A 10,349-nucleotide genomic window follows, 5' to 3' on the forward strand; every position below is an offset into this window, starting at 1 on the left:
TTGAAGTGGTCAGGAACGGGAAAGATGCATTAGCTTATCAACGCCACATTCTGCGCATTCTTCTGCGCTTTGAGGCATAGCTCGGTTGCCAGGAAACAGTGCTCCTGCGACATGGCCGTTTCGGTGCGGTTCAGCACGTCGTCCACAAGCTGGCGGCCATAAGGCAGTTCCACCTTGCTGCAATCGACGTAGGTCGTTTCTTTATTATTAATCACAAAAAGGTGGTTACCTCCCTCGCGGCCGCCGATATCGATGTTCTTGCGGATCTCGATAAATCCTTCGGTACCGAGCACGGTAAGGCGTCCGTCGCCCCAGGTTTTGAGGCCGTCGGGCGTAAACCAGTCGACGCGGATGTAACCCGCACCGCCATTACCGCGCAACATGGCATCCCCGAAATCCTCGAATTTGGGATATTGCGGATGGTTTACATTGCCCACCTGCGAGGCTACCACCTGTGCCTTGGTGGAATTGGTAAAAAATAAATATTGGTCAAACTGGTGGGAAGCAATGTCGCAGATAATGCCGCCGAAGCGCTTTTTATCGAAAAACCATTCCGGGCGCGTGTTCGCATTCATCCGGTGCGGGCCGAGGCCGATCGTTTGAACCACTTTACCGATAATACCTTCCTTAATAAGCTCGCCCGCCTTCACAGTCGCGCGGTTTTCGAGGCGCTCACTGTACATAATGGAGTAAATGCGCTTGGTTTCCTTCTGCACTTTACGCACTTCTGCAAGCTGTTCGAGCGTGGTGAGGCCCGGTTTATCTACCATATAATCTTTCCCCGCCTTCATCACGCGCACGCCCAGGGGACCGCGCTCGTCGGGTATGCCCGAGCTGAGTACGAGCTGAATGGATTTATCTTCCAGGATTTCCGCTTCCGATTTGGCTTGCTTCGCATTCGGGTAACGCTTCGCAAATGCCGCCGTAAGATCCGCTTCTTTGGCAAAAAACGAAACCAGCTCGCCGCCTCCGCGCGTCACCGCCTCCACCTGTCCGTAAATATGGCTGTGGTTCATACCGATCACCGCGAATTTGATGCGGGACGCCGGTACAGGCGCGAAAACAGGGCCTTCGGCTGCGACGGTTTTGATGGAGCCGTAGGCATTCGGCGTCAGTTGGGGAAACATCGCCAGGCCGGCGGCTGAATAAAGCGAATTACGCAGGAAGTCACGGCGATTGTCCTGTTGGTCTCTCATTGCTCGATTTGGAATGTAGTGAATACTTAGTAAAGCACATTTTCGGCAGATATAATGTGCTGTTGATATGGACAGTATTCCCAGCCTTTTTCCCTGACAACCGGCAACCGGGAATCGTCTATTTATTTCCCACGGAAATCCCAAACGTAATGCGCGAATCCGTCCGCTTGCGACCTACTTCCACCACGCTTTCATAGGAGTTTTCAAAACTGGTCCGCAGCGTCACCCATTTGTTGAGTGGCAGCTCCGCCGAAAGGATCGTATTCCAGCGCATGTTCGAGAGGTCGTTCAATGCGGGCTGGATGAATGTGAGGTGATTAAACCGGAACTTGTCCGACAAAAATGAATGCTTACCCTTGATCCGAAACGAGTTACGAATGGTGGTGACTGTGGCTTTTTCAAAAAAGTTGGTCGATTCGTAGAGCAATGCATTGGTAAAGCTCAGGTCGTGCGATTTGGTTTTGATCATCCGGTAGCCGATACCTGCACCGGCCATTTGGCGGAAGTCGATCCGGCGAAGATTGCTCGTTTCCAATGCGGCGAGCCCGAAAACATAGGTTTTGCGCTTTTTAAATACATCCACAAAAAGGTCTACATAGGTATCGCGCTCGGCGAGGATGCCATTTTGTTCCCCGTAAGTAAACCGCGGATTGGTGGCGATATTGATGACCGGCCCGCTGAAAGTCAGCTCGGCACGAAGGACCATCAGGCTGCGGTTGACGTTCCCTTTGGTGAAATTACCGTCCCCGATGAACCGGTAGCGGATGGTATCGATCAGCACTCGGGGCGGCGCGATGGCCGTATCGGGTTTCGGCGCCACCGTGGAGTCGGCCGGAAGCAGTTTCAGGCCTGTCGAGTCCGGTTTTGCGTCCTGCGCCAATGCACGGGCAGAATTCAAAAGAAAAAGAAAAGCTAAAAGTTGTAAGAAACGGATGCAGGTGAGATTTTTCATTAACGCAAATTTTGCAAAATAATGGTGCCAAACGTACGGCAGTTGGTTAATTTGCCTTATGAAAAAGAATGAACCCGCCGGGGCCGCGCCGAGCCAGCACAATTACATCTTCCTGGACTTTAACCTCGCCGAGCTTTCCACTACGCACATTCTCAATCACAGCGCCGACATGCCCGCCACCGAGCGCCGGGGCTATTTCGAGATCCAGCCCGACGATATGGTGGTGGATTATGCCGCATTCCGCATTCAATGGGGTGGCGAGGCTTTCAAGGTAGTGGTGAAACAAAGCGACCGCACCGTAAACCTCTACTGCGAATGCACCCGTCCCAAGCGCAAGCTTTGCGAACACCAGGTACAAGTGCTGTACAACCTCATGAACCGCAGGGATTTCCGCGCCTTTTTCGATAAAAACATTCGTAATGACCGCCTGCGCGCCCTCGCTGCCGACTACGGCATGGAGTCAGAACCCGATCTGAACCAGTATTTTACGATTGAGTATGTAAACCGTGAACTGCGCGTGTTACCGTTGATCAAGGAGCTAATTCCGATCAATCAGGCGGCAGTTTCGGCCATGCAGGACCAGCTCTTTTCGGACCCGGCCCGGCATTTACCGGAATCCAAACCAGCGGATTCGAATACCCGCACCGTCGTCGCCATCGGTCTCAACAAGTATTACGACCATTTTTTCGTCGAAATGCACGAGGCGCCGGTAACGCGGGACGGCAAGCTGAAAAACCCGTTCGTCCAGCTAAACCCATTGGAACAGCTCTGGAAAACGCAGGATCACGACCTGTCGCGATTCTACACGGCGATTGCGTCGTTCAGCAATAATTTCAGGAAAAAAAACGTGGACACCGATCTTGCCGGACTGCGTGCGGTGCTCAAAAACCCCGAAAAACTGGATTTCTACTACCATAACCCGTTGATCTCCGACAATATCAATGCGGGTTCACTCGTGCCGGTCAAGCTCGCGCAATCGGACGTGGACGTGCACCTGACGATCGACAAGAAGGAACCATTTTTTCGCATTTCCGGCCAGCTGATCATCGACAGCGTCCACCTCGACCTCGAAAACGTGGAGATCCGCTTCGACTATTTCGTGTTGTACCAGGATTCGCTGCATTTGATTGAGAGCGAGGACATTTTAAAAGTACTCTACTTTTTCAGACAGCATGACCAGCGCATTTACATCCACGAAAGCAAGTTCGAGGATTTCCGCCAGAACCTGCTCGCCAAACTGCCCCCGCGCATACGCATATCGTACACGTACGTGAAGCCCGCCACGCCCGCACAACGCGAGGAACAGGGTTTCGACGGGCGCGTGGAGAAAATCATTTACCTCGAAGACGTGGGCAACTACGTGCTCATTACCCCGATCGTGAAATATGGCAGCGTGGAAGTGCCGTTGTACAGCAAAAACGACATTTACTCCGTAGACGGGCATGGTAACCCGTTCATTGTGAAGCGCGACGAAGCGGAAGACCTGCGCTACATGGCCGCGATGATGCGCCAGCACCCGGATTTCGAGTACCAGCTCGAAGGCATCGAGGACAAGCATTTCTTTTACCTGCACCGAGCCCGGTTCCTGGACGAAAACTGGTTTCCCGATGCATTCGACGAATGGAAAAACCAGGGCATTACCATTCTGGGCTTTAACCAGATCACCAAAAACCGCCTTAATGTAAACAAAGCGAAGGTTGCGATACATGTGAACAGCGGTATCAACTGGTTCAACACAACGGCCACGGTGCAGTTCGGAACGCAGAAGGTGACGCTAAAAAACCTCCATAAGGCGGCCAAAAACCGTAACAAATATGTGGAGTTGGGCGACGGCACTTTGGGCATTATGCCGGAACAATGGCTCGAAAAGTTTGCCAAGTTCTTCGAAGTGGGCGAAATCGTGGGCGAGGAAATCCACACTCCGAAGATCAGTTTCGCCGCCGTGCACGAAATGTACGACGCCGAAATGCTCGACCGCGAGGCGCAGGAGCAGATTGCATTCTACGAGTCCAAATTCACGGACTTTGAGTCGATCAAGCCGGTGCCGGTGCCCAAAAAGCTGAAAGCGAGCTTGCGCGGCTACCAGAAACAGGGCCTCAACTGGCTTAATTTCCTTGACGATTTCAACTTCGGCGGCTGCCTGGCCGATGATATGGGCTTGGGGAAAACCTTGCAGATCATCGCATTCATTCTGTCACAAAGAAAGAAACAGGTACGGAACACCAACCTGATCATCGTCCCTACCTCGCTGGTTTTCAACTGGCAGGCAGAGGTTGCGAAGTTCGCGCCGGACATAAGAATGCTCACCATTTACGGCGCCGACCGGGTAAAGGATATTACGGATTTTGATAATTATGAAATCGTCCTCACCTCCTACGGCACGCTGCTATCGGATGTGAGTTTTTTGAAGAAATACCATTTCAACTACATTATCCTCGACGAATCGCAAACCATCAAAAACCCTGAATCACAGCGCTATAAGGCTGTGAGACTATTGAATGCACGCAACCGCATTGTGATGACGGGTACGCCGGTGGAGAACAATACGTTTGATTTGTACGGGCAGCTTTCGTTCGCCTGCCCCGGACTGCTGGGGACCAAAACGCAGTTCCGCAACCATTTTTCCATGCCTATCGATCGGTTTAAGGATGCCGGGCGGGCCGTGGAGCTGCAAAAGCGGGTGAACCCGTTTATCCTGCGGCGCACCAAGCAGCAGGTGGCTTCCGAGCTGCCGGAGAAAACGGAAATGGTGATTTACTGCGAAATGGGCGAAGAGCAACGTCGGGTGTACAATGCGTACGAGCTGGAATTTTACATTTACCTCAATACAAAAAGCGAAGGCGACATTAAGCGCTCACAACTCCATGTGCTGCAAGGACTTACCAAGCTGCGCCAGATCTGCGACTCGCCCGCATTGCTCCGCGACGATAAGTTTTACGGCAATGCATCGGCCAAGATCGACACGCTTGTGGAGCAGATCGAGAGCAAGGCGCCGCAGCATAAAATCCTGATTTTCTCGCAGTTCGTATCCATGCTCGACCTGATCCGCCCGGAACTGGAAAGCCGCGGCATCGGCTATGAGTACCTTACCGGCCAGACGCGCGACAGAGCGGCGAAGGTGGAAAATTTCCAGACTAACCCGAATGTGCGCGTGTTCCTGATCTCGATGAAAGCCGGCGGTACGGGCCTTAACCTTACCGAAGCCGACTATGTGTACCTCATCGATCCGTGGTGGAACCCGGCTGTTGAAAATCAAGCCATTGACCGTTCGCACCGCATCGGGCAGGATAAGCACGTGATCGCCGTGCGGCTCATTTGCCCCGACACGATCGAGGAAAAAATACTGGAATTGCAGGAAACCAAAAAGGACCTGGCCAATGATCTGATCAAAACCGATTCCGATATTCTCAAATCACTGACCAGGGACGATCTATTGCGGCTGGTAGCGCGTTAGTCGAGGTTTTTATGGATTTCGTTGATCAGGTACTCTTTCGGGTCATTGAAATACTCCCAAAAGAAAATACCTGCTAACTTATTCTTTTTGATATACTTACACTTCCCTTTAATCGATTTTTCGTCCTCGTAGGTGATAAGCACTTTGGTGGAGTCGTTGAACAGGTAAGGTGCTTTGGCCTTCTTGTCATAATACTTTTTATAGCCATTCTGATCGATCATCGTGTCTTTCAGTTTGGTATAACCGCCTCCCTGCACCGATTTCACCCGTTTTGCGCCCAGGCCGTGGTTATCGGCCGTTTCGGCTTCCCAGCCTTTGCCGTAGAATGCTCCTCCGAGGCCTATCTTGTGCGCAGGCACGCCGGCGGCGATGAAATTCTTCACCGAACGGTCGGCGGATGAGCCTTCGCCCGACGGATCATAATCGTAAAGGTTGGTATGGTGGCCTACCGTGCCGTTGCGGCCGCCGTAATCGTAGGTCATGATGAGCACGTAATCGAGGTAGGCTTGTGCGAGGCCCATTTCGGTATGTTCGATAAAGGATTTCGAACCGCCCACAGCGGTGGTGAGGAGGTATTTTTTACCCTTTTCTTTTTCGAGCAAATTCAATTCCTCGCGGATCGCTTTAAACATCAGCGTAAAATTCTGCTTGTCTTCCGGGCGGAAAATGTTGCCCTCTTCCCCGCGCATTCCGGGATATTCCCAGTCGATATCCACGCCGTCGAGGTCGTATTGCCGGACAATATCGACGCTCGATTTCGCGAATTTCAACCGCGACGATTCCGTAAGTACCGCATCCGAAAAGTTTTCGCTCCACGCCCAGCCGCCGATAGAAATCACGATTTTGAGGTCGGGGTTGATCTTTTTCAATGCATTGAGCTTCCGAAAATTGGTAGAATCGGTCGCCAGGTTGGTGAGCACCGCCATGCTGTCCTGCACATTCACGAATGCATAATTGATGTGCGTGAGCTTCTCGGCATCAATCTGCTCCACGTTCGCGAGGCCGCGGAACCCGCCTACGTACGCATTCACAATGTACTTTTTCTTCTTTTGGGCCGAAACGGCGCCGGACATGATCAGGCACAGGGCAAGTGCCAGGAAAGGGAAGCCGGAAAACGGCTTCGCGATAGCGCATTTCATAGAGGTCAGTAAATTTAGGTTCAGGATATATCAATAAAGCAGTATTCGCTTCGATATTACTTCATTGCCCGTATCGGTTACAACCACATAAACGCCATTGGGCAGCGAGCTGAGATCTACGCGTCCTTCCCGCCTGATTTTCTTCACATTACACAGCCTACCAGCCATATCGTATACCGACAACTTCGCCTCCGCAGTACTATTCAATGCTACCACGAGCGTCGTGCCGGCCATATAAATCGAATGCTGGTCGTTCGGAGATTCAACGCCGGTAATGATGGAAGCCGCGCGCACGATCGCGATCAGACTGTAAGGCGAGGAGCCGCCCGCATTCACGGCCTTGATACGGTACAAATAATCGGCGGTTTCAAGTTCTGATTTATCCTCGTATTGCAGTACCGACGCCGCTACCTTGGCGATTTGAGCAAAGCTCCCGTCACCTTTTGCACGTTCTATCACAATTTCCGCGGCATTAGCCGTCGGCTTGGCCCATCGCAATTGAATCAGGTCGGGTGCAGTGGGTACTGCCGTCAGTTTGGTCGGCGCGTCCGGTACGGGAATGTTCTGGGTTTTGGCAGAACCTGTATTGCTGTATGCCGAAGCCCCGGCCGCATTCACAGCCCTGACGCGGTAAAAGTATTCGGTCGCGGCGGCCAGCGTGGTGTTTTTGTAGGTCGTAATGTTGGCGGCAAGGTCGGCGATTTTCGTGAAAGTCGTCCCGTTCTGCGAGCGCTCGACCTGGTATCCTGATTCATTATCGGCGTTATCCGCCCATTTCAGATCGATTTGCGAAGTGGAGACGGCCGTGGCCGTCAGGTTGGAAGGCGCGTCAGGGGGTACTTGAAACGTGGTAGCATTGGCGAGGCTGGACCAGGCCGAGGCGCCGGAAGCGTTTTTGGCCCGCACACGGTACCAGTATTTGGTGTTAGGTTTGAGTGATTTGTCCTGATAAATTACGGTATTGGCGGGCAAATCGGCGATTTTGGCAAATTTCGTCCCGTCCGCCGATTGTTCTACTTCAAAACCCGTTTCGTCCTTCGCCAAATCCAGCCAGGTAAGGTTGATCTGGCTCCCCGACGCGGCCATGGCAACCAATGTGGATGGTGCCTTTGGAATAGCCGCCCAAATGCGGACGGGAGCCATGAAGGCAATGCAGAAAACGATGATTAGCGGAAATGTGCGTAGCGTAAAAGTTCGGTTCATAGATTCGGGAAAGTAGGGAGGCAAAAATAGCGTTTAAAAGCATTGATGCCACCACTCAAAGCCATCCGCGCCTTTTAAACCACACATAAATCCCGAAAGTAATCAGGCCCATCAGCATCATTACACCCGGGTAACCCCATTTGAGGCGCAGTTCGGGCATGAAATCGAAATTCATTCCGTAAATGCCGACGATGAATGTGAGCGGCATGAAAAACACCGAAAACACCGTAAGCACGCGCACGATCTCGTTGGTGCGCTGCGAAGAAATCGAGAAATAAACCATTACCAGGTGGTTCATATTCTCGAATAATGTGTCGTAAATGTTGTGCAGCTTCACGTACAGGTCGCGCGTGTCGCGCGTGTAAGTGTTGGAATGCCCCGGGATATCCATTTTGTCAACGATTTCGTGCGAAAGCATCAGTATGCGCCGCGTTACCTCTACCCTTCTTCTCAGGTAATATAGTCCTTTTAAAAGGGAGGCCTTGCGATTTTTGAGGAACATATTTTCCTCGTAATACTCGATATCCTGGGTCAGTTTCAACGACGGCCCCTCGTAAGTGGCAATACAGGCTTTGATAATTTCATTTACCAGGTGATGCGTGTCCTCGCACGAATGCGGATCGACTTGCTGTTCGCGAATGGTTTCCGGCGCGGTCCACTCCTTTTTGTGCATGGTGATCACGGCCTCCTTCGTCATGAAAATGGCCAGCTTATCGGTCAGTTCGGCAACGGTATCGGCTTCTGTACCTACTTTTTCGCTGTGCATCCTGAAAATGATGAACACATAGTCGCCGACGGTCTCGTATTTGGGCAAATGGTCGGGTTGCAGCCAGTCTTTCACGGATGAGTCGTGCAATGCATACTTTTTCCTGATCTGTTTTAATTCCTCATCATCGGGGTTCGTCACATCGATCCATTCGAACGGGTACTGGGACGAATCTGCAATAGTCTGGATCATAAGGAAATGCTGCTAAAATTTAGAATGTCAAATAAAAATATTCAGATCAATGCGCCGGCTTTTCGGGCTTGGAATCCATGATAAATCGCAGCGACTGGTCCCTCGTAAAGAACGCAACCATCCAGTTATAAAACGTTTTCACCTGATTACGGTAGCGGATCAGCGAAAACAAATGCACGACCAGCCATAGAAAATAAGCGATAAAGCCCTTGAAATGCAAGCCCGGCAGATCGGCAACGGCTTTGTTGATACCGATAATCGCCATCGTGCCCTTATCATTGTATTCAAAAGCCTTCGGCGACTTTCCTCCCCGCCACAGCGGCAGGTTATGCGCCAGGTTACGTCCCTGCTGGATCGCTACCTGGGCCAGCTGCGGATGACCGTTTGGGAATTTTTCATCGGCGTTCATCAGGCAAATGTCACCGATGGCAAAAACGTCGTCAAAGCCCTTCACGCGGTTGTAGGCGTCCACCAGCACGCGTTTTCCTTTGCCCAGAACATCTTCCGGCAAGCCGGGCAATGCCGTCGCTGTCACGCCCGAGGTCCAGATCAGGGTTTCGGTTTCGATCGTCTTCCCATTGGCAAATGTGACTATTCCATTGTCGTAGTCTTTCACCGCATGGTCCAGCAGCACCTCTATACCTAATCCGCGCAGCTCTGCAAGCGTTTCCTCCTGCGATTTTTTGCTCATCGGGTTCAGTACCACTGGCAATGCGTCTACGAGGTATATTTGTACTTCTTCTCGTTTCAACTCGGGATAATCCTTTTTGAAAATACCCTTGTGCATTTCCGCGAGCATTCCCGAAACCTCCACGCCCGTCGGGCCCGCGCCGGCTACCACGATGGACAGCAGTTTCCTGCGCGTGGCGGCGTCGGTTTTCTTGCTCGCCTGCTCTTTCAACCGTAGAACATGGTTGCGCAATGCGAGGGCGTCTTGCACGGTTTTCATCGGTACCGCATTTTTCCGCACATTTTCCATTCCGAAATAATTGGTTTCGGTGCCGGTCGCGAATATGAGGTAGTCGTAGTAAATATCGCCGCTTTCCGTCGCGATCTTCTTTTCATTTGGAAAAACCCTTTCAAAAGCGCCGAGGCTGAACCGAAGGTTGTTTTTGTCCTGAAAAAACTTGCGGAAAGGATAGCTGACATTCGAAGCTTCGAGAAAACCCGTCGCTACCTGGTAGAGCAGTGGCGGGAAGAAATTATAGTTGTTCTTGTCCACCAATACGATTTGAAACGATTTATTCCGGGAAAGCTTCTGGGCGAGGTTAATGCCGCCGAACCCTCCGCCCACGATCACCACTTTTTTTGAATCCATATTGCTACACGTTTGCCGGCCGGTGTTTGCGCCGCAACGCGTGCTTGCATTAATAACCATGCCGAACGCATCCGCAGGCACCGCATCCCGCATTTGGGGCTCAAATGCATGCAACCGGGTGTGAAAATC

At 51.8% G+C, this 10,349-nt stretch carries 7 protein-coding genes; 1 reads left to right on the forward strand and 6 read right to left on the reverse strand.

The genetic code is table 11. The annotated features are described in order from the left end of the window. Positions 1–29: 29 nt before the first annotated feature. Positions 30–1,196 carry a Gfo/Idh/MocA family protein gene (locus tag BLQ88_RS02875; RefSeq protein WP_090146536.1) on the reverse strand — a complete coding sequence of 389 codons (1,167 nt, stop codon included), beginning with the start codon at positions 1,194–1,196 and terminating at the stop codon, positions 30–32. 118 nt (positions 1,197–1,314) lie between these two features. Next, positions 1,315–2,148, reverse strand: a complete 834-nt coding sequence (locus tag BLQ88_RS02880; RefSeq protein WP_090146538.1) for a DUF481 domain-containing protein — start codon at positions 2,146–2,148, stop codon at positions 1,315–1,317. A 58-nt stretch (positions 2,149–2,206) separates the two neighbouring features. Between BLQ88_RS02880 and BLQ88_RS02885 the strand changes: the two genes are divergently transcribed. Beyond that, positions 2,207–5,602: a DEAD/DEAH box helicase gene (locus tag BLQ88_RS02885; RefSeq protein ID WP_090146541.1), complete on the forward strand. Its 3,396-nt coding sequence runs from the start codon at positions 2,207–2,209 to the stop codon at positions 5,600–5,602. On the opposite strand, the gene BLQ88_RS02890 is transcribed toward BLQ88_RS02885, so the two are convergent. From BLQ88_RS02890 to BLQ88_RS02905, 4 genes are read right to left on the reverse strand one after another with little or no spacing between them, the layout of a single operon-like run. Further along, the gene (locus BLQ88_RS02890; RefSeq protein ID WP_090146543.1) at positions 5,599–6,741 is read right to left on the reverse strand and encodes a glycoside hydrolase family 18 protein; all 1,143 of its coding nucleotides are present in this window, start codon (positions 6,739–6,741) and stop codon (positions 5,599–5,601) included. The genes BLQ88_RS02885 and BLQ88_RS02890 overlap by 4 nt on opposite strands. Positions 6,742–6,771: 30 nt before the next feature. Further along, entirely contained in the window at positions 6,772–7,944 is a 1,173-nt protein-coding gene (locus tag BLQ88_RS02895; RefSeq protein ID WP_090146544.1) for a fibronectin type III domain-containing protein, read from the reverse strand. Positions 7,945–7,999: 55 nt separating this feature from the next. Next, positions 8,000–8,902 (reverse strand): magnesium transporter CorA family protein, encoded by a 903-nt coding sequence (locus tag BLQ88_RS02900; RefSeq protein WP_090146546.1) that lies wholly within the window; start codon positions 8,900–8,902, stop codon positions 8,000–8,002. Positions 8,903–8,948: 46 nt separating this feature from the next. Continuing rightward, positions 8,949–10,220, reverse strand: a complete 1,272-nt coding sequence (locus BLQ88_RS02905) for an NAD(P)/FAD-dependent oxidoreductase (RefSeq protein ID WP_090147101.1) — start codon at positions 10,218–10,220, stop codon at positions 8,949–8,951. Between the last annotated feature and the right edge of the window lie 129 nt (positions 10,221–10,349).

The sequence above is a fragment of the Dyadobacter soli genome, assembly GCF_900101885.1.
GTDB lineage: Bacteria > Bacteroidota > Bacteroidia > Cytophagales > Spirosomataceae > Dyadobacter > Dyadobacter soli.